Consider the following 25,571-nt stretch of genomic DNA (forward strand, 5'->3'; position numbering starts at 1 on the left):
TAAATGGTTAAATCGTAGGAGTCAACGGAAAAGCCTCGACTGGGAAGCGTTCAACAAGCTGTGGGAACGCTTTCGAGTGCCAAAACCACGCATTACTGAGAGTCGGCAGCTAGCGCTGAATATCTAACGCCTGAATACGGAAGCGAGTATTCCTGAGGAGCCCGGTGAGGGAAAACTTCACGCCGGGATCTGTGCAGGGGAAACAGAGTAATCTGCCACCTACTGCGACCTTGAAAAGGCAATCAACACATATAGCTATGCGGTCACCACATAATTGAGGCAACCCACTCACCTCCGCGTGATTTGTAGTATGCTGGTATCCCTATATAGTAAGGATACAAAAAAATCGCTTCAGGCGAACGGATTTCATTCCGTTTTGTGCCTTGAGCGAAGCGAAAGGAATGGTTATAGCTATGAAAATAGAAACGCGTACGATAGCGCTTGTCGGCAGTAATTATGAGATTGGTGCGGAAATGGGGAGGAAAATGGCGTCCATGCCATCGCTGAAAAAACTTCAAGCAGCGGGTTTACGGGAATTAGACAATGCTGAAGTGAAAAAAGCGGCGGCGCTGTTTGACCGGTGGTGTCCTGGGTTAAATGAGGAGCTTCAAGGTTTTGTTGAAGCGATAGGGCTGCCTCTGGCACAAGTCGTCTACTACGGCATGACCTATCTGCGGCCAAATTGCAGCCAAATTGCCGTGCTGCCGTCTATGACGAAAAGCGGCAGGCCGCTGCTTGCCCGCAATTATGAATTCAGTCATGAAGCGGAGGATTTTACACTGGTTAAAACCAGTGTAACCGGCAAGTATACTCATCTTGGCACTAGTGTACTGCAATTTGGGCGGGATGACGGCTTTAATGAATGCGGGCTTGCCGTCACCGTGACTTCTTGCGGTTTTCCTGTGGGGCCGCTTCAATATATGCGCAAACCGAAAGTGGTTGGCCTGCAATTTTGGGCGGTCGTTCGTACGTTGCTGGAAAATTGCCGGGATGTCAATGAAGCGCTGGCTTTTATGGCTGATATGCCGATCGCATATAATCTGAACCTTATGTTGCTGGACAAGGCCGGAAATGTGGCGCTTGTTGAAACACTGGATGGTCAGCGGGCGACGAAACGAATCGGCGCAGAGGGGGATGAAGCGTACTTATGTACGACTAACCATCCGGTCCTGCCGGAAATGATTTCCTATGAACCAAGGGCCATGCGGCATTCCGTGCAGCGCTATAAGTGGATACGGCAAAGGTTGGATGGCGCAGACGACATAACAAGCGAAGACTTAAAGGCTATGCTGCTCGCGAAATATCCGGATGGTCTTTGCTGCTATTTTTTCAATGAATTTTTCGGCACGACAAAAAGCATGGTGATAGATCCCGCTTGTGGTACACTAGAATTATGCTGGGGGGGACGTCGTGATAATGGATGGCATAAATACAACATCCAGGAGCCTCTTAACCCCGAAGCAAAAGAAATTGAAATTAGTTTCGACCAATTCAATCCAGAAATCGCAGTATACATTCCTCTGGACACAACGGTGAAATCATAAGGACAGGTGTTATGGATTACATACAAGCGTTGGAAAATGCGATTATTTATATTGAAAATCATTTGGGGGAAGATATCACGGTGGAGGATGTAGCCCGTGCTGCGGGCTACTCCTACTATCATCTTACCCGGCAGTTTTCTGCGATATTGGGGGAGAATGTAGGCAGCTATATTAAAAGGCGTCGGCTTGCCGACGGCGCGAAAAAACTGCTGTATACCAATGAACGTATTATCGACATTGCCATGGAGAACGGTTTTGCTTCCAGCGAAGCGTTCAGCCGGGCATTTAAGGCTGTTTATCAGGTGAGTCCAAGTCTTTATCGCAAAAACCGGCTTGATTTATTTATAAGTGCCAAGGAAAGGTTAGAACCAAAATTATTGCGTCACCGGGTACAAAATATTACGGTTCACCCTAAGATAGTGGAATTGCCGGATATACAGGTTGCGGGACTGCGCGGGCAAACTACCTTGCGCGATAATATACTGCCACAGCTATGGACGCAATTCAATGCGTTGGTGGATGCCATTCCTAACCGGAAAGCCGGTGGTCGTGGTTTTGGCATCTGTGAAGCTTGTAACGAGGGCAACAGTATCTACAGTATGAGTGACAATGTGCTATTTTCTGAGGTGGTTGCAGTCGAGGTAAACGGATTTTCCGGTCTATCGGAGGCTTTTGTCGCCAAAACGCTGCAAGCTGGGCGGTATGCAGTGTTTACCCATAAAGGCAGTCTTGCACTTTTGAAAGAGACCTTTGACTATATTTGGGGAACATGGTTTTTAAACACACAAGAAAAAGTGGACTGCCGCGAAGATTTTGAGCTTTACGACGAACGATTTTTGGGCTATGGCCATCCCGACTCCCAAATCGAGCTTTATATTCCTATTTGCTGAGTAAACAGATAACTTTGCTTGCTTATGTGAGTACTCATCTATTAACCTTTCTTGACAGTTTCTGTATTTTTTGGAGCCAATCCATCTATCGTAGGATTATGACCAGCAACTGTTGAACTTGTCTTTGTCTCAGAATTATTTTTTCCATTTGTCTGGATATCTTCAGCTTTGGGTTTATTAGAATTCAAAGTAGCTTTTGTGGTACCAACAGATTGCTTTGGTAGACTTTTTTGAACAACCGACGGAACGTCCTTTACTTTTATTTCCTTTGGTACAGATTGTTTATATTCGTTTGCCAAGCGCTCGGTATCTTGTGTATATTTTTCGCCTACTGTAATCCCTTGTATTTGAGCAACCTTATCTCTCAGTTTTTTAATATCCGGCAACCAGTAACTCACGTCTTGTATCCAAATAGGCGTTCCTGATACCCATTCAGTTGCTAGTCCCGATTTTGCAACGTCACTTACGACAGGAATTAATTTAAGCATTGCATTTGTAGGCATGTCCGTCCTTGCGGCAGTAGATATTCGTTTAACAAGATCCGGAAGCTTTGTAATAAGTTGTGGTTTAGTAAATTCCTGTAGTAGTGCCTTTAAAAACTTTTGTTGCCGGGCTACATGACCGATATCTCCTTCTTCGTCCCGGTAACGAACATATTCAATTGCCGTTTTGCCATTCAACCGTTGGATTCCTGGTTTAAGGTCTATATATAATCCTCCGTTGTCGTCATAGGGATCGGCATACTTCATTCGTTTGTCAACGTCAATTGTAACTCCGCCAATAGCGTCAATTATGCGGACAAATCCGTTAATGTTTACTACAATAGTGTAGTCGATTTTTATTCCTAGTAAATTCTCGACAGATGTTTTGGAAAGTTTAGATCTACCAAAAGCATAGGCATGATTAATTTTATCCCAGCCATGCCCAGGAATTTTTACACGAGTATCACGCGGTATTGATAGCATTGTTACTTTTTTTTTAACAGTATCAATTGTAGCTACCAAGGTGGTATCTGAGCGTCCCAGATCCTCTGCGCGTTCATCTGTACCAAGAATTAAAATATTAATCTTCCCTTTTAAAGGAGTTGTTAATCCAGATACAATTTTGCTACTATCTCTGTCAAAGATTGCATACGTAATTCCCGTAACAATTAAAAGGAAAACTGCTACTAGAAGAACTGCACGACCTTTCCATAGACGATGATTTGCTCTTCGGCTGGGGATAGTCTTGTTTGTAAACAAAAGACCACATCATTTTCCAAAAATGAAACTGCCCACAAGGATTAAAAAGACAACTGATGAGATACCTACATATATCCAGTCTTTTTCTTGCAGGAAAGCCACAATGGACACACCTACCCGCATAATAGGAGTGAATATCAATAGAATTAGCTCTGTTGATATAATTGCAAAAGATTTCAATTGCAAAGTTCCTGCGACAATATCTCTAAGCGTAGTGGGATAGGATTCTTCTGGATAACCACTGCCATTGCCGCTCAACAAAACACGGGGACAGGTATATCGTTTTTTGAAATACTAAACCGGTCCCCGTGTTTCTGTTTGAAGGCTAATCATATAATGCAAGCAAAGGGGAAGTAAAGAGAACATCCCTTTGCTTTTTTGAATGTCAGCAACTCCATCCCTGCGACACCCCTTAAATGAAGACATTCCCACCGTCCCTGTGGCTTTTGTGTTTTTTGATTTTATGAAACAACGTGCCTGTCCCCGAGTTTTTTTCCTTTACATGAAGATCTAAGTATCCCAATAATTGTGTCCAGAAGTTAAGAGAATAATGTGGAGATTGAATATGAAAAACGCCTAAAGCAGCTGGAAGTTTGTCGGTTAAGCTGCCTTAGGCGTTTTTATTATAGAAAATTTACTAAATTGTTTCCCAGGAGGATTAATAAGATTGAAGTAAAATACTGTAAGGTAAACGGTTTTTTGTTTTCAAAATGTGAAAGGGTGAAAATATGAGTGAAACGATATATGTTGTTAAAGTACTTTTAAAGAGAGGAATTTGGCGGCGCATTCAGATATCTTCCAGACATACTTTGCATGATTTGCATAAAGTAATACTAGACGCCTATGAGTTTGATGATGACCATTTATACGCATTTTTTATGCAAGGAAAGCCATGGCAGGGAGAGGCCTATTGGAGTCCATACAATGACGAGGGACCGTATGCAGATAAAATTAAAATAGGAAGTCTGAACATGGCAATTAAGCAAAAATTTTTATATTTGTATGACTTTGGCGATGAATGGACGTTTTCGGTTCAAGTAGAAAAAATTTTAGAAACTGATACTACCGTTTTAAAGCCAGTTATTATTGAAACGCATGGAGGAGCCCCAGAACAGTATTAAGCAAACTGAAAAGGACCTTGCATGGCACGGTTCAATGTTTTATGAACTGGTGGTGGGGCACTTTGACTGTCGTAGATGGAGGCGTTTACAGGAGCGGAAACATGGCGACTATGAGGAAATAAATAGTAGGTGATGATAATATGACCAATCAGCATTTAAAAATGACTATTTTGGAGGCTGTTAATAATCAGCTTAGAGAGAATAATCCACCAATTACAAAAATGACACTGGAAAGATTAAAAAAATTGGGCTACACCGAGAAAATCGCCAAAGAAAAAATTGCCGCTATTCTTCTTGAGGAAATATATGAAGTAATGAAAAATAATGAAGTTTATAACGAGGAACGATACAGTAGGAAGTTGAGAGCATTGAAATAAACATTGCAGATTTACTATAAATTTAGAAGAGCCACGGGGAAGAGTCACGGGGACGGTGGAAATGTCTTAAATGAAGACGCAACCACCGTCCCCGTGGCTTCTACGTGGCTTCTACTATTTTTTATTCTTTTGTTGAAAAATCTTTAGCCATCGCGACTGAGCGATTTCGTTCTTCTTGACTTACCTATTCGAAAATACAGAACAAAGGAATGAGGTTATCAAAGAGATAAGAAAAAGTTCGTCGATTACGTTAAAACAAATTGGCCGGCTTTTTGGAGGAATCAGTGAATCTAGGATAAACCGTATACTAGAGAATAGTGAATAGCAAGTTAGAACAGCCATGACAATGATTGGCACAGCAGAACTGATGAAAGTTTACTTTCACAATAACCGTCCCTGTTTGCTCCCATAACCACTTGAGAATATGACTATTTTCGCACAGTCTGATGTCTCCTATTGTCCTCTAGTAACCGCGAGTACTTAATTAACATAAAATAATTCAAGAGAAGTTAATTGGGAAGGTGATAAAATGAACTACAACGGCCTAACAGGAAAGGTTGTGACACCAGGAGATCCCGAATATAACTTAGCCAGGCAAGAATATAACGAAGCGATAGACGCATATCCTGCCGCTATCATATATTGCTTTAATCCATGCGATGTAGCCAACGCTATACTTTGGTCAAGGGAACATGACATTAAATTGCGGGTTCGATCGGGAGGTCATAATTACGAAGGATACTCAACCGGTACAAATAAATTGGTTATAGACATTACCTGTATGAATGGCATGATAGTAGACACCGCTGACGACACCGTCGAGATACAGGCAGGAACGAGATTATTGCCCTTGTACGAAAGGCTTTACCAATGCGGATATGCTTTCCCGGGAGGGACTTGTCCGACGGTAGCCATATCCGGGTTAGTTTTGGGAGGCGGTATAGGGTTGTCTACCCGTTATTTGGGGTTGACGACAGACAGCCTTATAGAAGCTGAAATGGTTGATGCCTGTGGAAATCAGTTAACGGTAAATCACTATTGTAATCCAGAGCTTTTCTGGGCATTGCGGGGCGCGGGCGGTGGCAATTTTGGCGTTGTAACAAGCTATAAATTTAAGTTGCTGAAGCAAGTAAACCAAATAACCTTGATTAGACTGAGATGGGATAATAATATTCCGGCCAGAATCCAATTCTTACGAATATGGCAAGATTGGCTGCTTTGCCTGGATCGTCGGCTCAGTGCTTTTGGCGGGATCTATAAGCTGGGAGCCTGGATGAATGCATTCTTTTACGGGAGTCCACATGAAGCTAGACAAATCTTGGCGCCTCTTCTTTATATACCTAGACTAACCCTTGAATATATCGAAAGTGTTCCTTTTATTGATGCCATAAAAATGATAGGAGCGGACTATCCTAAGCGGGAAGCTTTTCAGCAGGTGGGAAGATTTGTGTATGAGCATTTACGGCAAGACGAATTGGAGAATCTTATCTATATTATAGATAATGCGCCTTCAGACAGAAATTCCTCTATTCGGGTTTACTCGCTGGGCGGAGCAATTAGAGACACAGAAACAAATGCGACAGCCTTCTTTTACAGGCATGCAAACTATATAATGGCAATCACAACCTCCTGGGAAAGCAAAGAAGAAGCTCCGGTACACGAAGAATGGGTGAAGGCAGGCTTCAACTATATATATACTATTACCAGGGGGGCGTATGTTAATTTCCCCTATAATCAAACACCGAATTATGAGTGTAATTATTACGGAGAGCATATACGAAGACTAATGCATATCAAGCAAGAATATGATCCCCATAATATCTTCAGCTTTCCGCAAAGCATAAAACCCTCGTTATAAAAAGCATGGACGCGCCTACGGGATGTTTGATATTAAACCGAAAGTTATATTACAGTTGTACTAAGTTTGCCCCGTCCCCTCTCTGATTTTCAGTATACCATGCGTTTTAACTGTCTATCAAAGAGGGGACGGGGCATATCGACTCGCTGTCGCACCTTAAACCAAAAATAATTGATGAAGAGTGAAAAAAAGATGCCGCGGAGAAACAACAGGGGAAAAACTATTCAATATATGCCTACTGCCTAATGGATAATCATGTTCATCTTTTGGTAAACGAAGGTAACGAAACAATATCGCAGATAATGGAAAAAATCAATGCTTGCGATACCCGCCTTTTAGGCGTAGCAAGTAATCAGGCCTTACAGGGCTAATAACAAGCCACCACTTGAAGTGGTGGTTGTATGACTAAAATGTGCAAAAATACGGATGTATGCAAAAATGCAGATTATATACCTGCGTTTTTGCATGTGGGTGGATACTTAGTATTTAGTCCAGAATTAATTTAAAGAACATAGTGTTTCACTTTATTTTATTTTTAGAAGTAAACGCCTTAAACATTTGTAGCTTTTTATAGGGGATAAAGAATTCAGTTTTAAGAAGTCAAAATAAGTGTTGTAGTTCCAGGATTTTAAAGAATTTATACGCAATTCTGCAATAAATTTTTGTGAGCTTTTAATATATAAATAAGAGCATAAAGAAGCAATATTATAATTTTATCAAAGCATAATTAAAGCCAATTGTTCTATTTTGAACAATTGGCTTTAATTATGGCATGGAATTTGCAATTAAATAACAATAAATTGAGTAAAGGGGGAAAAGGTAATCTCTGTATCCAGGTTGCTAACGGGGTTGCTGGATATTAGACTGGCTTAATCATCACAATGCCACAGACGGTAAGCAATATGTAGGCCTTTGAGGTTGAGACAGTTTATATTGAAAGTTTCGGCGTTGGCGTTAGATTAAAAATGCATTTAGTGGACTAAGGAGGATTTAAAAATGGGATTTGAACTGACAGAAGAACAAAGACTTATTCAATCAATGGCACGGGAGTTTGCCATTAATGAAGTAGCACCGCTTGCTGAGCGCATTGACCGTGACGGGGAGTTTCCGACTGTAGCAAGGAATCGTTTGGCGGAACTTGAACTGACAGGTATTCCTACTCCTGCCGAGTATGGTGGTGGTGGTGCTGATTACGTGAGCTATGCGCTTGTAATTGAAGAAATAGCTAAGGTATGCGCTTCAACGGCGGTCGTTCTTGCCGTTCATACATTGGCGCAAGCGCCGATACTCAAGTTCGGGACTCCAGAGCAAAAAGCTAAATTCCTACCAATGCTTGCCGGCTATAAGGCGCTTGGCGGATTTGCATTGACGGAAGCAGGCGCCGGTTCAGATGCTGGTGCGCTAGCCACAACGGCAGTTTTGGAAGGCGACCATTATGTTATTAATGGGACTAAAACTTTCATTACAAACGGCGATGGAGCTGGCGTAATGATTGTCATGGCTAAAACCGGGCCAGGTGAAGGTACCAAGGGCATCAGCGCGTTTATTGTAGAAAAGAATGAATCGCCATACACAGTTGGCAAACATGAAGATAAGATGGGAGTAAGAGGTTCTCATACTACAGAGCTGATTTTTAAGAACTGCAAAGTTCCCAAAGAAAACTTACTGGGTAAAATCGGTCAAGGATTTAAAGTTGCTATGGCTACGTTGGATGGCGGACGTATTGGCATTGCGGCACAAGCTGTGGGTATTGCCCAAGCTTGTTTAGATGAATCAGTGCGTTATTCAAAAGAACGTAAGCAGTTTGGCCGCCCAATTGCTGCTAATCAGGCTATCCAATGGATGATTGCAGATATGGCTAAGGATGTTTTGGCAGCAAGATTACTGGTGCATAATGCTGCAGCGCTGTGCGACAGCGGACAACCTTTCAGCTTGGAAGCTGCTGCGGCAAAGCTGTTTGCTGCCGAAACTGCCATGAAACATTCTATCAAAGCTGTTCAAATTAATGGCGGTTATGGTTATATTCGCGGTGCCAAAGTAGAACGTCTCATGCGGGATGCAAAAATTACAGAGATTTATGAGGGCACCTCAGAAGTGCAAAGAATGGTTATTTCAGGTATGACCTTGAGATAATGTACTTTTTGAGAATTAGTTATAAAAACACGAAAGGGGACTTGTTATGCCCAACATTATAGCTTGTTATAAATGGGTGCCAGATGAGCAAGATATAAAGCTTAATCCATCCACGATGGCACTTGACTTTAGCAAGGCCAAATATAAAATTAGTGAATACGATCGCAATGCCATAGAAGAGGCTGTACTACTCAATCAAAAAAATGGTGGTAGCGTAACGGCCCTCACCTTTGGTAATGCAGGCGCCAAACAGTCACTAAAGGATGCTTTGTCGCGCGGTCCGGGAAAAGCCATATTCGTAAATGATGAATTGGCTGCTAAATCCGACGCGTATGTTACGGCGAATGTATTGGCTGCTGCTGTCCGCAAAGCTGGTTCTTATGATGTTATACTTTGCGGTGAAGGCGCAGGAGATACCTATGCTCAACAAGTTGGGCCGCGTATAGCTGCAATCCTTGGTATTCCTGCCGTTACTTATGTTAGTGAGATCAAAATAGAAGGCAATAAGGTTGTTGCTACCCGTAAGGTAGGAAATTGTACTGAAGTAGCAACCGTAGAATTCCCAGTTTTGATAAGTGTATTACCAGAGATTAATAAACCGCGAATTCCCAGTTTGAAAGAAGTGCTCGGAGCTACCAAGAAACCGGTGTTTGAGTATAAGCTGAGTGAACTGGAACTATCCGAAGATGAGTTAACAGCAAAAAACAACGTTAAGGCGATTAAAGGCTATGTCATGAGTCGCAAAAATGTAATTTATAAAGCCGGGACAGCTGCGGAAAGGGTAGCCAGTCTTGTCGGTAATCTTGCCCAAGAAGGCGTACTGTAAGGAAGGGGGAAATAACATGCCAGCTATTTGGGTTTATTCAGAAGATGTTACTATTACACAGCAACTGCTTGCGCTAGGAAGAAATTTAGCTGATAATATGCAGACTCAGTTATGCGCCTTTACGCTGAATGGCGAAAGTGCAACCTCCCTTATTGCGTCGGGGGCGGATAAAGTAGTTTCTTTGCAGGGCAACAGTCAGTGGCCGGAAAGTTACGCACAGTCATTGGCAGATTTGGCAAAGCAGGAGCGCCCTGAAGCTGTTTTTATTGGTGCCACGCAACGGGGTAAAGATCTCGCAGCTAAGGTTGCTGCCATAATTAAGACCGGGCTTGTTACGGAAGCTTTTGCAGTACGAATTGCTGACGGAGCGATTGAGACCGACAGAATTATGTATGGAGGTTTAGCCATATGTACCGAAATACTTACTGCACCGGCTATAGTTACCATTCCGGCAAGAACATATGAAGCTATTTCACCAGATCCGAATCGAACTGGCGAAATAGTAACAATGGACGTGAAAACCGATGATCGAGTGAGTGTAAGCAATGTATGCCCGATTATCAGGGAAGGTGCTGATATTTCAATCGCCGATAAACTGGTTTGTGTGGGACGTGGCCTAGCAAAACAGGAAGATATGAGACTGGTCGAAGATCTTGCCGTTGCCCTCGGTGCAGAAATCGGTTGTACGCGAGGCATTGCTGAAGATTACCATTGGCTTCCTAATGATCGATATATTGGCTTATCTGGACAAAAAATTAAGCCAAGTCTCTATATATCACTTGGTATTTCGGGTCAAGTTCAGCATGTTTCGGGTATTCGAGACTCAAAAATCATTGTGGCAATTGATATGAATGAGAACGCTCCCATCTTTGAAGCCGCTGATTATGGTATTGTGGGTGACCTGTATGAAATTTCCCCGCTTTTGACCGAGGCTATAAAACAAGCGGTCAAATAACTTTGAAAAGGGGAAGGTTAAGTGAGTGTTGAGGAACGTTTTGATGCTATTATAATTGGGGCAGGGCCAGCCGGCAGTGCCTGTGCATATGTGCTTGCCAAGGCGGGAAAAAGCGTATTGCTTGTTGAACGAGGTGATACCGCAGGCAGTAAAAATGTCACTGGCGGGCGAGTGTATACCTATGCGCTTGAAATGGTGGAACCGGGTCTTTTTGCCCAAGCTCCATTGGAACGCAAAGTAGTTCGTGAGCAAATCATGATGCTGAGCAGTACAAGCGGTATAACAATCGATTATGTTAATTATGAGTTTGGAGAAAACGTACCGCAATCATATACTGTTTTACGGGCTCCTTTTGATGAATGGTTTGCTGGGCAAGCAGAAGCTCAGGGAGCTATGTTTACCGCTGGCATTTTAGTGGATGAGCTTATTGAAGCCGATGGAAAAATTGTCGGTATAAAAGCCGGTGGCGATGAGATGTATGCTGATGTAGTAATTGCTGCTGATGGCGTAAATTCTTTTATTGCACAAAAGGCTGGTTTACTTTCAGATATTGCAGCTCATACGGTGGGAGTCGGCGCAAAAGAAATCATTCAATTGCCACCGGATGTTATTCAAAACAGATTCAATCTGGGTGAAGAGGAAGGTGTTGCCCGGGTAGCTCTGGGCGCGTCTGCCGGAGTGACTGGAGGAGGATTTTTCTATACCAACAAAGACAGTATTTCTCTGGGACTTGTTTTAAATCCAGAAGAACTGGCACGAAGCGGTAAAAAAATCCACGATTTGTTACAGGAATACAAGTTGCATCCTGCGATTTACCCACTTATCAAAGATGGTACGACAATTGAATACGGAGCTCACTTAGTACCAGAACTTGGCTTCGTTTATATAGATAGAAATGGTTGTATTCATGCCATGAACGAAAAGGCTAAAAGTTATTTTCTTGAACTGGTAACAGGTCAAACATTTTATAAGATTTATCCCTGGTTTCGAAATGATTGGCTTAATGGAAAAGTTAAAGCCAGATTGGTGAAAACATCACAAGATGTCAAGGTATTAATGGATATTATTCCGGACCCAAAACAGGAAGAGTACATATATCTGTTATTTAAAAATGTTGACGAATATCGCAATCTCATCCATCTTTGGTGTGAAGTTGAGGACTCTCTCATAAGGCTCCAGCCATTTATTGATAACTCCTACGACGGAGTTATCATTACGAACGGTGACGGGACAGTACGGGCGATAAATCACGCATTCTCTATGGTTTCTGGTCTAACGGAGGAGGATGTTATTGGGAAGACGGTATATGATTTGAGTAAACAAGACCTTCTGCCCGAATGCTCTATGATGCATGCTATTGAACGAAGGCGAGACGAGAGTTCAGTAGTGAAATTTCCACATGGTAAAGAAACAGTAATCTCAAGCAAACTTCTTTGTGATAAGCAGGGTAATATTATTCGCGTGCTTTCCAATGTACGTGATATTACTGAACTTGAGAATTTACACGAAAAACTTAGGTCTGCAGAGGCGATTGCCAAACATTATCAGCACGAATTTAATGCTAAGATTGCTTCGGAAAGCAGCTTGAATTTGGAACTAAATCGTAGTCGGATAATGGGGGATGTATATGAGCTTGTAAAAAAAGTGGCAGATACCGATTTGCCTTTGCTTATATTGGGAGAATCTGGTGTTGGCAAGACTGCTCTTGCCAAGTATATTCATGCAATAAGTGAACGAAATAGTACGGGTAGTTTTGTTCATATTAATTGCAGTGCTATTCCAGAGGCGTTGCTGGAGTCGGAATTGTTTGGATATGAGGCTGGAGCTTTTACTGGTGCAAAAAAAGCAAAGGTTGGGCTGTTTGAGATTGCGGAAAAAGGGACAATCCTCCTTGATGAGATCGGCGATATGCCTTTGTCGCTGCAGGCAAAACTATTAAATGTTTTGCAAGAGAAGAAATTTTATCGTGTCGGTGGGACTAAAATTGTCGAAGCTGATGTTCGTGTATTAGCGGCTACTAATCAAAACCTGGAGCAGTTGGTCGCCGGAGGGCGATTCCGACGTGATTTATATTTTCGACTCAATGTAATTCCAGTCACGATTCCCGCTCTACGTGAGCGGAAAGAAGATATAGTTCCATTATTAGCCTATTTTTTAGAGCAAAATAATCAAAAGTATAAATGTTCTAAAGTTTTTTCATCAGAAACCCTGGAGGTTCTTTTAAACTATGAGTGGCCGGGGAATATCCGTGAGATCATAAATGTAGTGGAAAGGCTTGTGATTTTAACAAAGGAAGATATTATTGAACCCAGGCATCTTTCCACGCAGGTAGCCAGCGAGCATAAATTATTGGGATCGTTAAGCAGTAAGTTGTCTAACGATAATGAGAAAAGCCAAGAAGAAGCGGTTGTTCTGTGGACCCCAGGGGAATCACTGAAAGAGACTGTTAGTAAAATTGAGGGACGAATCATCGAAGAAGCGATATCATTCTATGGTACGCTATGGTACGGCAAAATTAGCTGCTAAAAAACTGGGTGTTGACGAATCTACTATTACTCGAAAACGTAATAGGAGCAATAGTTATGTAGTACCTCTTCTTTCATTAGCTAAATGTGCTAAAACGCGGTGAGATGAACAATCCGATGATGTGCAAAAATGCAATTACGTGCAAAAATGCAAATTAAGCACAAGTATTTTTGCATGTTTGGGTATGCTGCCTAGATTTTAAAAAGAGAAAATTGAGGATATTAGTATTGTATTTTAAATTTTTTTATAGTGTTTAGTAAGAAAATAATCTCATATCTAGCATAGTTTTTACGTTTAGCAATCATCCGACTTCAATTACTAATCCCAGTCATTGCCCACAAAAGATTAATAGTCAAAGTGAAAAAATAAAACTGATTAAAGAATTACATATTGACATTTTGATGAATATACCATTTACTCAGCAATTATCAACAATAGCACCTGAAAAATTTATAAAATTGCTTTGTGATAACATAAATCCCGAAGTTATTGTAGTTGGACCGAATTTCTCTTTCGGTTATAAAGGGCGGGGATCGCCTAAAACACTTGTAGCATTCGAGAAGCTTTACAGATTTAAAACGGAGATTTCAGAATTTGTTTTAATTAATAAAACTATTGTCAGTAGTACGTTAATACGTAAGTTGATTGCCGAAGGTCAGTATATGCAGGTGGAACGTTTTTGGGGGAGAGCTTTTCATCCTGAGGTTAAATTTGCTGTATACTAGGGAAGCTTTTACAAAAGGAGTCATTGCGAAGAAGGAAGCGAAAGCAAATGGAACTGGCGACAGAGAATTTTATACGGATAGATTTCGTTATGATGCCGAAAAGAAAGCATACCTATGTCCGGCTGGCAAAGAACTTTATTATGCCAGAAAACGAACCAGTAAAAAACGAGGCGTCATAGGCTACGAGTACAGAAATTATGAAGCCTGTGGTTCCTGCCAATATAAGGAGCGCTGTACTAAAACGTATCATTTGTCGTCATGTCGATCAGGATTTTTTAGATACTATCGACTTGCAGACTGAAATTAACAAGGAAAAATATCAGTTAAGGCAAATGATCATAGAACACGTTTTTGGCACAATAAAACGTGGCTGGGAAGCTTACTACTTTCTGACCAAACGAAAGCTATCGGTCATTGGGGAGATTTCTTTGTCCTTTTTGGCCTATAACCTTAGGCGAGCTATAAATATTAGGTTTTAAATCATTTTTAGCAGTAAATACCAAGGTGTTTTTACACAGTCTGACGGTTCTTGACTTACCTATTGATGGCGTTAAAAAAACGGGACAGGTTCCTTGTTTCATGGCAGATTTAATACTTTTGAAACAACGTGCCTGTCCCCGGTTTTTTTTTATTTACTAAATGAGATAATAAAGAAAATGCATTTGTTTTATTATATCGATAGCGGAGGTAATAACATGACGGCAAAACTTTCTCTTAAGGCCGCACTGGCTGAGCCTACGCAACTGTCGGTAACCTGGGAACTGGTGCCCGGCCGGGGCGCGCGGGAAAAGGCGCAGGAACATCTGGTCAGAATGGCTGAACTGGCTGCCAAAGATGCCCGCATTAATGCTGTGACTATTACGGACAATCCGAGCGGAAAATCGGCGATTACCGCTTATGCCATGGCTGTGGAGGCCAAGCGTCTCGGGATAGATCCGCTCGTTCACTTTACTACTAAAGACAGAAACAGAAATGCCTTGGAAAGCGAATTGTACGCTCTGGACAGAGCCGACATTGAAAATCTGCTGGTGATGACCGGTGATTATCCGGTTCAGGGCTATGCCGGTAATGCCAAGCCGGTTTTTGACTTTGACGCGGTGCATGCTCTCAGGCTGATTGCGAAAATGAACGACAGCACCTATAGCAAACTGACGCCCACGCATTTTTTTGCCGGTGCCGTTGTTTCCCCGTTCAAATCCACCGAAGCCGAAACAATGGCCCAGTATTATAAACTCCACAAAAAGGTCGCCAGTAGCGCCGGGTTTATCATCACTCAATTGGGCTATGACGCCCGCAAGTTTGATGAGGTGAAAAAATATGTCACGCTAAACAATCTGGCGGTGCCATTAATCGGCAATATCTTTGTTCTGTCGCTGCCGGTGGCCAGACTGATGAACAAAAACCTGATTCCCGGTTGCGTGGTGACGGATTCCCTGCTAGCCCGGCTGGAAGAAGAAGCCGTCGACAGCAATAAAAAGGAACTGCAACTGCTCCGGGCAGCCAGACAGTACGCCGTGTTGAAAGGCTTGCAGTATGACGGCGTCAATATCGGCGGTCACGGCCTCGGTTATGACGATGTGCGATTTATTATGGAAAAAGGGGAAGAATTAAGTGCCAACTGGCAGGATATCGCAGCGGCTGAATTTAATCATCCCCAGGCCGACGGCTTTTATTTCTTTGAAAAGGATGCGGCAACCGGGCTGAATACCTGTCAACCTGTCGATCGGAGCCGGACAACCCCGGGCCGTTCCTCGCTGAAGCAGTCGCTGATGGACAAGGTGCACGCGTTGGCATTTGATCAGAAGGCTCCCCTGCATCCTGTAAACAGGGCCATCGCCGGCTACATCGATAAATCTTGGCTGAAACAGCCGTTCACTATGGCTGAATACATTACTAAGACCATGACGAACGAATGCCGCTTCTGCGGCGATTGTGCCATGCATGAACTTGGCTTCATTTGTCCCATGTCCCAGTGCCCCAAGCAGCAACGCAACGGCGCCTGCGGCGGTAGCCGCGACGGGTGGTGCGAGGTCTATCCCGGCAAACGGAAGTGCATTTATGTAAGAATGTATGAGGGGTTTAAGGGGACTGGCCGGGAAGAGCGTATGAAGGAGAAATATATGCCGCCCTGCAACTGGGAACTATACCGGACATCTTCTTGGCTCAACTATTTCAATGACCGGGATTACAATCATAATAAAGACTAATCTTATACGGGAAATTTGGATTCGTTACAAGATATCGAACAAGATTCCCGCTGTATCTTTATGCAGGGAGATATCAACCACCGTCCCCGTGGCTTTTCAGTAGTCACTATTTTTGTAACCTAGGTGGAGAACACAGGGAAAGGAAGACAATACCACCGTTCTCGCCTGCATGTGGTAGGCTAACAGTGAGTCAGAGAACCGTCACCTGACTCATCCCCATGTGGTAGGCTAACAGTGAGTCAGAGAACCGTCACCTGACTCATCCCGACCTTGAGGGTACTTTTTGCCGGATCGCTTCTTACCTAAAAAAAGACGGCGTATTTATTTTCAGTTGGTCTCATCCTATACACAAATGTGTTGTTGCAGAAAATAATATGCTTGCTTTTAACAAGTGTTATTTTGATGAATCTTGGTATTCAGTATCTCTTGACGAAGGTGTGCTAACCTTATCTGACCGTAAACTATCAACCTATGTGAATGCGTTGGCCAAAGCGGGATTTGTCATTGAGCAACTGATTGAGCAATCTGATGATGAAATGATGCAATCGCGGGATGATAACAGCGATTTTGCAAAAAAAGCAAAGATGCTTCCTTTAACTTTTGTAATCAAGGCAAGAAAACTATAATAGTACCTTGGAGGAACCACCGCGACAGCGGATTAGTGCTATTTTTAAAACTTTTTTCACGACGGAAAGATTGGTATGAAAACTATATAGGGGTCTGAGCTTCTCCAGATGTACTGGAAGTACCACAATAAATACCGGTGTAGCTACAATACTAAGCTCCACCATTTGGTCTAAGTTTTTGAAATGATAAATATGGGATTTATACAGCATGTTTGAAATTACAAAGCCAACTTTATATAAAGTTATTGCTGAAATGAGTAAGCTTCACATTTTATAAAACATAATGTAGACTAATAATTTGTGATGAGGAGTTTATAAATGAAAACATTAGTTATTAATGGTTCGCCAAGAAAAAACGGACATGCAATGACCTTAGTGAACGAAATGCTAAAATATCTTAACGGAGAAATAAGGATTATTCATACTTATCATGATAACATAAGCCCCTGTATGGATTGTAGATATTGCTGGAATAACAATGAATGTTGTATAGATGATGGTATGCAAGAGGTATATCAGCTTCTGAATGAAGTTGACAATATAATATTAGCATCGCCTCTATATTTCTCTGAACTTACAGGACAACTTCTAAATTTCGCTAGCAGATTACAGCTGTTTTACGTTTCAAGATGTATACGTAAAAATAAAGAATTTAAGCTCAAAGAAAAAAATGGTGTGTTAATACTTTCCGCAGGTGGCGATACAAAAAAATTAGAACGTCCAACAGAGAGTGCAAACATTATTTTCAGACATACAAACACAAAACTAATTGGTAGCACATACACTCTCCGCACCAATGATGTATCTGCTGAGGAAGATATATCGGCTTTAAGTAAAGCTCATGAACTTGCGTTAAAATTAAATGATTTACACTCTAGCTAATTATCATGTTCGATAGAATATGATAATTACTTTTCAGCACATGACACGGATGCTGGAACTACCCTAATAGGGTTAGGTTCTGAGTCTGCCAGTAATTGAATCGTACTGAATTGTACTATCTTCATATAATTCCATTTACTTTGCCCCTAGTGACAGCTTCGCTGGTACTGCCCCAAGTAAGTTTACTTTCAGGCCAGTAACTGATCTAACAGTATGGGCTATACTTGAACGATGCTGTCCATATCTTAGCAAAGGCTGGGGCAATAGTCAATGACTGGCCGGGTTGCTATTATTGCTTCTTACATAAAATAATTTTACATTATGATTCTGTTTAGCTAAATGCAAGCTTGAGTAAGGATTGATTAAGACAAATAACAGCTAACTTTTATCGTTTGTTTTGTATTTGTTATGGTTAGAGAAAGTTCAGTGAAATATAGTTTGTGTATAATTTAACTAACTTAAATATGCTTATTATCCCGGGTACGAAGTATATGAGAGTAATAACAAAAGGGAGGAATGGATTCGCAAATTTTTCGCATTACGTCGATTGTTCATCTTCCTATGTTCATTGAGGCTCAAAAGAAATTCATAGATTATTCGAGCCGCTACTTACACCGTGTTATTGGTCTTAAGTTGGCTAGTAACGATCAGAGTCAGCGCTGAGGAAACTCCAGGATAAAGAAACCGTTAACTATGTTTCTTTGATTCTGGTAAATAAGTAGTCAAAATTACTGGCGTTAGGAGCCGGCAGTACCTTACCCTCTAACCTTGTAATTGATTCAGAAGTTATTGCAGCACAGGTTGAGATACTGACAGTCGGAGCCAGTACCTCAACCTATGTGGTATATCCTTTTTTTGTGTACAGTTACCTTTACGTCAATCCTAGTGTGAAAATTGTGAAAAAAATAACTAAGTAAATACAAGAACAGTAACACTTGCAAGCATGTAATTGTCAAATGCTTTTTTCTGGTTGATCAATTGACAGTCAATGATGAATATATCTGAAACTTGAGCCGATGATGTAAGCTAACACGCTTATAAAAAAACAAGGCCGAGAAAATCTCGTTGCCTTGTTTTTTCTATGTGGGCATATGGGCTGGTTAATAAACAGGCCGTTCCTGCCAACCACTTAATTATTTGTTAGAATGTCCCTGTACCATTGCATTCAGCGGCTTTAAGGCTGGAACTACATAGCGAATTGTAATCGCCGTTAGAATAACGCCGCCACCAATGAGCGCCCAGAATCCCGGACCTTCACCTATAAGGAGAAAAACCCATAACGGATTAAGAATAGGTTCGATCATCGTGATAATCGAAGCTTCCAGGGCACTTACCAGCTTTATGGCGATCGAGTATAAGACATAGGCCAGGCCAAGCTGAACACAACCTAGCGCGAGCAGAGCCAGCCAGCCTTCCGTTCCGGGCGAATCAGCAAACATGAAGGGTAATCCGCAGACAAAAGTAAGAACATTGCCCAATAAGGCGGCGCCAAAGGGGGCCCCGTCTTTTTGCTGGCGCATACATACAGCCATTACGGCCATCGCTACGCCGCTGCCTATCGCCAGAAGGTTACCGATAAAACCGCCTTCTGACATCTGATCCTGAAAGAAAAGTATCATACCGGTACCTGTCAGGACGATGGTTAGCCAATCATAGCGACTGGGCCGCTCGTTTAAAAAGAACACTCCCAAAATGGCAACAAAGATCGGACAGGTGTATTGCAATAAAATTGCGTTGGCGGCAGTTGTCAGCTTACTGGCTACGACAAAGGATATGACCATAACCGCATACGCTATTCCGCCGCCAACCAATATCCAATTCCAGCAGAGTTTGGTACGGCGAAAAGCAATCCCGATAACAACGGCGGCAAAAGCGCTCCTGGCACCGGCTATCGCCAGCGGATGCCAGTCAATCCACTTGATGCCAAAACCGCTGGTGCTCCAAAGCACAGCCGTTATTACCAATAAAATTATCCCTTGTAAACGGCTGGACAGTCCGCTTTGCCCTAAATAATTCAAAATAACACACCCTTTTATAACTTGCCAAGTTTTCCGTTAGGCAGGATCTTTAGCTGTTATTTCAATATACTTCAGCCTGATTCCGGCGTCAATAGGAAGCTGTGACATTGCAAGGCATGCTCGGCGGAAAGACAAATCGATATTTAATAATCCCTGTTAGGCAGTCTCAATTTGGTTATCTGCCTGCAGACCCAGTTTTATGACTGCCTGTTCGCGCATTTTATATTTCATGATTTTGCCGGCGGCATTCATGGGAAATTCAGTAACGAAATCGATATAGTGCGGGGTTTTATGCTTGGCGATATGGGAACGGATATAATCTTTGAGCTCTTCCGCCGTTAGTGCCGCTCCCTCTTTCAGGATCACGCAGGCCATAATTTCCTCGCCATACTGCTTGTCAGGCACGCCAATTACCTGTACGTCCTTGACTTGGGGATGTGTATAGATAAAATCCTCAATTTCTTTCGGATAGATGTTCTCACCACCCCGGATGATCATATCCTTAATGCGGCCGGTAATTTTGTAGCAGCCATCTTCGCTGCGCCTGGCCAAGTCGCCGGTATGAAGCCAGCCGTCCCTGTCAATCGCTGCTGCCGTGGCTTCCGGCATTTTGTAATAGCCTTTCATGATATTGTAGCCGCGGGCCAGGAATTCGCCATCCACATTGTCCGGTAAATCCTTGCCGGTTTCGGGGTCCACAATCTTGCACTCAACGCCAGGCAGCGGCCGGCCTACCGTAGTAACCCGCAAAGCAATAGAATCATCTACGCGGCTTTGCGTGCAGCCGGGGGCAGATTCCGTTTGTCCGAACACAATGGTAATTTCAGTCATGTTCATTTTTTCCACAACATCCTGCATTACCTTGGTTGGGCACGGACTGCCTGCCATAATACCTGTCCTCATAGAGGAAAAATCTGTCTGCGGGAAATCCTGATGCTCCATCATCGCAATAAACATTGTGGGGACTCCGTGAAAGCAGGTTATTTTCTCCTGATTGATGCACGCCAGTGAAAGCTTTGGCGAAAAATAAGGTAGCGGAGACATGGTGACGCCATGGGTCATAGCAGCAGTCATAGCAAGCACCATGCCGAAACAGTGGAACATCGGCACATGGATCAGCATGCGGTCGGCGGTAGAAAGATCCATGCAATCGCCAATGTTTTTGCCATTGTTCACTACATTATAGTGAGTCAGCATGACGCCTTTCGGAAAGCCGGTTGTTCCCGAGGTATACTGCATGTTGCATACATCATGCTTGTTAAGAGAACGCTCGCGGCGATACACTTCTTCCAGGGGGATTTTATTGGCCATAGACAAAGCATCCTGCCAGGTTAGGCAGCCTTTTTGTCTTGAATCAACCGTAATGATATTGCGCAGGAAGGGCAGGCGTTTTATGTGCAGTGGTTTATCCGTTTCGGCGGTCTCAAGCTCCGGACAGAGTTCTTTGATAATAGCCACATAGTTTGAGTCCTTGTAGCCGTCGATCATGACAAGCGTATGCGTATCTGACTGCCGGAGGAGATACTCCGCTTCATAAATCTTGTACGCTGTATTGACTGTGATCAGTACGGCACCGATTTTGGTTGTTGCCCAAAAAGTAATGAACCACTGGGGAATATTAGTTGCCCAAATGGCAACATGATCACCCGGCTTAACTCCCAGTGCAATGAGCGAGCGGGCGAAGGTATCGACATCATCGCGAAATTCCGCATACGTTCGGGTATAGTCCATTGTGGTATACCGGAAAGCATATTGATCAGGGAATTCAGTAACCATACGATCAAGTACCTGAGGAAAGGTCAAGTCGATGAGGGTATCTTTTTCCCAGACGTATTTGCCGGTTTGGGCGTTATTGTCAAACAAACGGCTTTTAGCCGTATATTTGCCGGTAAAACCGCTCATATAATTGATAAAATTTGAGAAGATTACCCCGGCATCATCAAGGTCGGCTGCCCAGCGGTTGATCCATTCCAGTGAAAGATAGCCGTCATAGTTAATCGAATTCAGCGCCCACAGGATGCTGTCAATGGGTAAATCCCCTTCACCCATTACCCGGTAGTGGATTGTGCCACTTTCCACGACAGAATCCTTTATATGTACATATTTAACATAAGCACCAAGATTTTGTACGGTTTGTTCGGGGGTCTCACCGGCAAAGCGGTAGGGATGATGGATATCCCACAGGGCGGACACCGCGTCGCTGGCCGCCTGGTTAAGCAGTTGGCCCAGGCGGGCTGTATCCGCATAAACACCATTGGTTTCCACCAATAAGGTTACGTGCTTTTCTTCGGCAATAGGAATTAGGCGCTTTAGTGCGTCAAGTACAACGCTGTCATCGACATCGCCGGTGGGCTGGGGTCCTAGATCGCCCAGCACGCGGACATAAGGCGTGGAAAGCTTGGCGGCAAGCTCAATATACTGCACAAGCTCTTGGTAGATTTCCTCGGCTTTATCGGCAAATTTCAAGCAACAAGCGGAAGAGAGGCAAGGAATTTCGAGATGCAAATCGGCGAGCTTCTTGACCGTTTGCGGGATTTGGGCTGCGGTAAAAGGATGGGCGCGTGCAGGGAAAATTTCATTTCCCAGTCCGCGGACTTCTATGCCGTCAAAACCAAGATCTTTGGCCATTGAATAGAGATCAGTCCAACTAAAATTGGGGCAACCAATGGTAGAAAAAGCAAGTTTCATTTCAATCTCCTCATAAATTTTTATCGTTGATCAGGGTAATAAAAAAACTTTCATCTCCAAGCATTTCTGCTAAGAGACGAAAGTGTAAAACTTCCGTGGTACCACTCTTGTTGATATGCAACATATCCACTCTGCGGCATTCCTTGCAAAGAGTAATGCCGGTTCCCTGATAACGGTGAGAAAACCGTTCCCGCCTACTCGCCTCAGTTTTCAGCCGACTGCTCAAGGGTGAGTATCACAACTGCGCTGCGCACTGTTTCTCAGCCAACCAACAGCTCTCTGGAGCGTCAGGCCGCAGTGTTTTTTCCCTATCAACGCATTTTACTGGTTATTAAAATTGCTTATAATTTACCAACATTTGCAACATTTGTCAAGATATTTTAGCAAATCTTAACAAATTGTCAAGGCATATACGCGTAGGTTGATTAACAAAAATATCCAGAAGGTATAGTGTAAAAATGAACAAGGATTTTGATTTTTAACAGTACTTGATTATTTTTTTGGATAAACGCCTTAATGTTGTAATATAATGGAAGGAGAAAAAGGATTATTGTCGAATCACTCGATAATGTCTCAATACAGGTTAGAAAATTATCAACCCGAAATCAACATAGTAGAGTGAGTATATTTCCGTATAACAGCCTTAGCGGGTACAGCCCGGAGGTATTACAATGTATAGGAGAGGAAAACAATGTTATCAGGAAAGGGAAGCTATCGAACATACAACCGTGAGGAGATTAAGGAAAGAACGGACAAGTATTTCAGCAAAACATTTAATGTTATCAACATGTTTGGCTCAAAAGAGGTCACATATGGCGTATTTTTACGGCGTGACTGTATCTGTGCCATTGAACCGGCTTTAACATTTTTAGACCGTAATGTGCCGTCGGTTACCATACAACGATTACATGAGGAAGGAGCAATGGTTCGCTCCGAAGAAGTTCTTTTTACGTACACGGCGCCGTTTGAAGAACTTGTGGAAATCGAGACCTTGCTGCTGCGCAACGTGGGTTTTCCGTGTTTATCTGCCTATAATGCCTATCATATGTGCCTGAGTTTACCCAAGGTTCCTTTTATGGATATGCACCCCCGGCATTCCACCGGTGACGATATGAGTTATCTTGCCGCTTATGGGGCAGGTGTGGGCAGCAAATTGGCAAAACTCCATGGCTGCAAGGGCTTTATCGGTACATCACAGGATTTAACGGCAGAAATGTATGGAACCAAGCAAGGAGTGGGTACGATACCGCATGCGCTTGTCGGCTATGCCGGCAGCACCGTAGAGGCAACCAAAATGTTCATGGAGGCAAATCCGGAAGATTATAATATTGTTGCGCTGGTGGATTACTACGGCAAAGAAATAACAGATTCATTAGCCGTTGCCGAATGGTTTTATTCACAGAATTTTTCACCCAAAACTCTGGGCGTTAGATTGGATACCCACGGCGGCCGGTTTGCCGAGGGCTTGGACTTTAACAAGAGTGTTGAAATCATTTGTAATTGGCTGCATGTTGATAGTGAGTACCAGGCCGTACGGGCAGTAATCGGTGAAGACACCTTTGATTTAACTGATGATATTACCAAGGATAGGGTCCGGAAAATTTTATTCGGTACAGGCGTTTCGGCGGCAAACATTATCAATACCCGTAACAAATTGGATCAGGCAGGCTATAAACAGGTCAGTATTGTCGTGTCAAGTGGCTTTGATTTGTTAAAATGTAAAATAATGGCCAAAGCAAAAACTCCCATCAATGTGGTCGGCACAGGTTCCTTTTTGCCTTTAACATTAAGCGAGACCTATGCTACGGCTGATGTTTTCAAATATGATGGCGAATTTTCCGTCAAACTTGGCAGAGAAAAATTGTTCAAAAATCTATAAGGCAGTGCAGGCAGACCGGTAAATGGGTGAGACACAATTACGCAATCTGCTCTGGACTTTATGGTTAGACCATTTTATATTGCCATAATGTTAAAAAGAATGACATTATTTTCAAATGTATGGTAAAATTAACACAACTGCATGCGGGAATACCAGGATGCAGTTGTGTCTGGAAGGAGGAACAAAGCTGTTAAAAATGAAAATGAACCAACAATAAACGCAATATAATGTTTTTCTAAAATTACATGGTATTCCAGAATGCCGGACGAGCACAAGTAAACTTAGCAGAACATAATGTCACGGATTGGTATGTGAGTGATATGTGGAGAAAAGGAGGCAATTTAAATGATTGATGCTGGTAATGTTAAGAAAATGGCAGGGCAAAACTTCAAGGATGGATACAATTGCACAGAGGCTATTGTAAGAGCTTTCCGGGATGTTTTAGGCCTGCCTATTACAGACGACGCATTGCGGATGGCTTCAGGATTTGGTGGGGGATTTGGACACGCGGGCTGTGTATGCGGGGCCTTGGCAGGGTCTGTCATGGTTTTAGGCATGCTGCAGGGGCGGGCTAGGTCTGAAGAAAACCGGGAGCCGGTGTATAATAATTCGCAAAAATTTCATGAGCTTTTCAAAGAGCATTTTGGTGCGACCTGTTGCCGGATCTTAAATCAGCATCCTTTTGACAGCAGGGACCATTTGCGCAATTGTCTCAAGATTACCGGCGGAACAGCCGAATTGTTGATGAACTTTATTAATGAGCAACAGTTGGCATTACATAAGGAGGATTAAGATGGAGCATAAGATTCTGATTCATGGGGCGGCAGATACGGTTGGCGTAGCGGTACAGGACATTAAGGCCGGCGAAACGGTTATAGGAGTTTATCTGGATACAAACACAGATATAACAATAACCTCTAATTATGATATTCCTCTGGGACACAAGATTGCGCTTAAAACCATTCCAGCAGGTGAGTTCGTCTACGAGTATGGTGAAAAAATTGGCAAGGCTACCCAGAATATTAATTTGGGAGACTGGGCCCATGTACATAATCTAAAGAGCGCGAGGTGGTAA

The 25,571-nt window shown here is 42.8% G+C and carries 22 protein-coding genes, 1 pseudogene and 1 other annotated feature; of the genes and pseudogenes, 19 read left to right on the plus strand and 4 right to left on the minus strand.

What is annotated here, in order from left to right:
• Positions 1 to 383: 383 nt before the first annotated feature.
• Together BLR65_RS18510 and BLR65_RS18515 are read left to right on the plus strand one after the other, a co-directional pair.
• The gene (locus BLR65_RS18510; RefSeq protein ID WP_218130646.1) at positions 384 to 1,544 is read left to right on the plus strand and encodes a C45 family autoproteolytic acyltransferase/hydrolase; all 1,161 of its coding nucleotides are present in this window, start codon (positions 384 to 386) and stop codon (positions 1,542 to 1,544) included.
• 11 nt (positions 1,545 to 1,555) lie between these two features.
• Complete coding sequence (locus BLR65_RS18515; protein ID WP_093795666.1) at positions 1,556 to 2,434, plus strand: AraC family transcriptional regulator; 879 nt, start codon at positions 1,556 to 1,558, stop codon at positions 2,432 to 2,434.
• 41 nt (positions 2,435 to 2,475) lie between these two features.
• Here the strand turns inward: BLR65_RS18515 and BLR65_RS18520 are convergent, their stop codons facing one another.
• A complete protein-coding gene (locus tag BLR65_RS18520; RefSeq protein WP_245692906.1) occupies positions 2,476 to 3,675 on the minus strand; it encodes an LCP family protein in 1,200 nt (399 codons plus the stop codon).
• Positions 3,676 to 3,684: 9 nt separating this feature from the next.
• The gene (locus tag BLR65_RS18525) at positions 3,685 to 3,933 is read right to left on the minus strand and encodes a DUF1634 domain-containing protein (RefSeq protein WP_245692908.1); all 249 of its coding nucleotides are present in this window, start codon (positions 3,931 to 3,933) and stop codon (positions 3,685 to 3,687) included.
• Between the two features lie 470 nt (positions 3,934 to 4,403).
• Here BLR65_RS18525 and BLR65_RS18535 point away from each other — a divergent pair, with 470 nt between their 5' ends.
• From BLR65_RS18535 to BLR65_RS18595, 14 genes and pseudogenes are all read left to right on the plus strand, one after another.
• Entirely contained in the window at positions 4,404 to 4,796 is a 393-nt protein-coding gene (locus tag BLR65_RS18535; RefSeq protein WP_093795669.1) for a plasmid pRiA4b ORF-3 family protein, read from the plus strand.
• Positions 4,797 to 4,936: 140 nt separating this feature from the next.
• A complete protein-coding gene (locus tag BLR65_RS18540) occupies positions 4,937 to 5,173 on the plus strand; it encodes a hypothetical protein (protein WP_093795670.1) in 237 nt (78 codons plus the stop codon).
• Positions 5,174 to 5,702: 529 nt separating this feature from the next.
• Positions 5,703 to 7,031: an FAD-binding oxidoreductase gene (locus BLR65_RS18545; RefSeq protein WP_093795671.1), complete on the plus strand. Its 1,329-nt coding sequence runs from the start codon at positions 5,703 to 5,705 to the stop codon at positions 7,029 to 7,031.
• Positions 7,032 to 7,240: 209 nt separating this feature from the next.
• Positions 7,241 to 7,402 (plus strand): annotated as a pseudogene (locus tag BLR65_RS30535) (transposase); the annotation flags it as partial.
• A gap of 625 nt (positions 7,403 to 8,027) precedes the next feature.
• Complete coding sequence (locus tag BLR65_RS18555; protein WP_093795673.1) at positions 8,028 to 9,164, plus strand: acyl-CoA dehydrogenase family protein; 1,137 nt, start codon at positions 8,028 to 8,030, stop codon at positions 9,162 to 9,164.
• A 46-nt stretch (positions 9,165 to 9,210) separates the two neighbouring features.
• Positions 9,211 to 9,990 carry an electron transfer flavoprotein subunit beta/FixA family protein gene (locus tag BLR65_RS18560; protein WP_093795674.1) on the plus strand — a complete coding sequence of 260 codons (780 nt, stop codon included), beginning with the start codon at positions 9,211 to 9,213 and terminating at the stop codon, positions 9,988 to 9,990.
• 16 nt (positions 9,991 to 10,006) lie between these two features.
• On the plus strand, positions 10,007 to 10,945 hold the full coding sequence (locus BLR65_RS18565) for an electron transfer flavoprotein subunit alpha/FixB family protein (protein WP_093795675.1): 939 nt from the start codon (positions 10,007 to 10,009) through the stop codon (positions 10,943 to 10,945).
• 21 nt (positions 10,946 to 10,966) lie between these two features.
• Positions 10,967 to 13,471: an FAD-dependent oxidoreductase gene (locus BLR65_RS18570; RefSeq protein ID WP_093795676.1), complete on the plus strand. Its 2,505-nt coding sequence runs from the start codon at positions 10,967 to 10,969 to the stop codon at positions 13,469 to 13,471.
• A 281-nt stretch (positions 13,472 to 13,752) separates the two neighbouring features.
• Positions 13,753 to 14,196 (plus strand): hypothetical protein, encoded by a 444-nt coding sequence (locus tag BLR65_RS18575; protein ID WP_281241555.1) that lies wholly within the window; start codon positions 13,753 to 13,755, stop codon positions 14,194 to 14,196.
• 47 nt (positions 14,197 to 14,243) lie between these two features.
• Entirely contained in the window at positions 14,244 to 14,375 is a 132-nt protein-coding gene (locus tag BLR65_RS31470; RefSeq protein ID WP_281241553.1) for a hypothetical protein, read from the plus strand.
• An 18-nt stretch (positions 14,376 to 14,393) separates the two neighbouring features.
• The gene (locus BLR65_RS18580; protein ID WP_093795678.1) at positions 14,394 to 14,675 is read left to right on the plus strand and encodes a transposase; all 282 of its coding nucleotides are present in this window, start codon (positions 14,394 to 14,396) and stop codon (positions 14,673 to 14,675) included.
• A gap of 216 nt (positions 14,676 to 14,891) precedes the next feature.
• The gene (locus BLR65_RS18585; protein ID WP_093795679.1) at positions 14,892 to 16,403 is read left to right on the plus strand and encodes a methylenetetrahydrofolate reductase C-terminal domain-containing protein; all 1,512 of its coding nucleotides are present in this window, start codon (positions 14,892 to 14,894) and stop codon (positions 16,401 to 16,403) included.
• 374 nt (positions 16,404 to 16,777) lie between these two features.
• Positions 16,778 to 17,029 (plus strand): hypothetical protein, encoded by a 252-nt coding sequence (locus BLR65_RS18590; protein WP_211285031.1) that lies wholly within the window; start codon positions 16,778 to 16,780, stop codon positions 17,027 to 17,029.
• 318 nt (positions 17,030 to 17,347) lie between these two features.
• A complete protein-coding gene (locus BLR65_RS18595) occupies positions 17,348 to 17,911 on the plus strand; it encodes a flavodoxin family protein (RefSeq protein WP_093795680.1) in 564 nt (187 codons plus the stop codon).
• Between the two features lie 1,133 nt (positions 17,912 to 19,044).
• Here BLR65_RS18595 and BLR65_RS18600 read toward each other — a convergent pair.
• Together BLR65_RS18600 and BLR65_RS18605 are read right to left on the minus strand one after the other, a co-directional pair.
• Positions 19,045 to 19,929: a DMT family transporter gene (locus tag BLR65_RS18600; RefSeq protein WP_245692910.1), complete on the minus strand. Its 885-nt coding sequence runs from the start codon at positions 19,927 to 19,929 to the stop codon at positions 19,045 to 19,047.
• A 156-nt stretch (positions 19,930 to 20,085) separates the two neighbouring features.
• Positions 20,086 to 22,617, minus strand: a complete 2,532-nt coding sequence (locus BLR65_RS18605; protein WP_093795681.1) for an AMP-binding protein — start codon at positions 22,615 to 22,617, stop codon at positions 20,086 to 20,088.
• Between the two features lie 69 nt (positions 22,618 to 22,686).
• Positions 22,687 to 22,941, minus strand: a binding site (T-box leader).
• Between the two features lie 367 nt (positions 22,942 to 23,308).
• On the opposite strand from BLR65_RS18605, the gene BLR65_RS18610 reads away from it, so the two are divergent.
• The 3 genes from BLR65_RS18610 (at position 23,309) to BLR65_RS18620 (ending at position 25,571) form a co-directional block, all read left to right on the plus strand.
• Positions 23,309 to 24,496: a beta/alpha barrel domain-containing protein gene (locus BLR65_RS18610; protein WP_093795682.1), complete on the plus strand. Its 1,188-nt coding sequence runs from the start codon at positions 23,309 to 23,311 to the stop codon at positions 24,494 to 24,496.
• 345 nt (positions 24,497 to 24,841) lie between these two features.
• The gene (locus BLR65_RS18615) at positions 24,842 to 25,288 is read left to right on the plus strand and encodes a C-GCAxxG-C-C family protein (protein WP_093795683.1); all 447 of its coding nucleotides are present in this window, start codon (positions 24,842 to 24,844) and stop codon (positions 25,286 to 25,288) included.
• A 1-nt stretch (position 25,289) separates the two neighbouring features.
• Positions 25,290 to 25,571: a UxaA family hydrolase gene (locus BLR65_RS18620; protein ID WP_093795684.1), complete on the plus strand. Its 282-nt coding sequence runs from the start codon at positions 25,290 to 25,292 to the stop codon at positions 25,569 to 25,571.

The organism is Sporomusa acidovorans (genome assembly GCF_900101845.1).
Classification (GTDB): Bacteria; Bacillota; Negativicutes; order Sporomusales; family Sporomusaceae; genus Sporomusa; species Sporomusa acidovorans.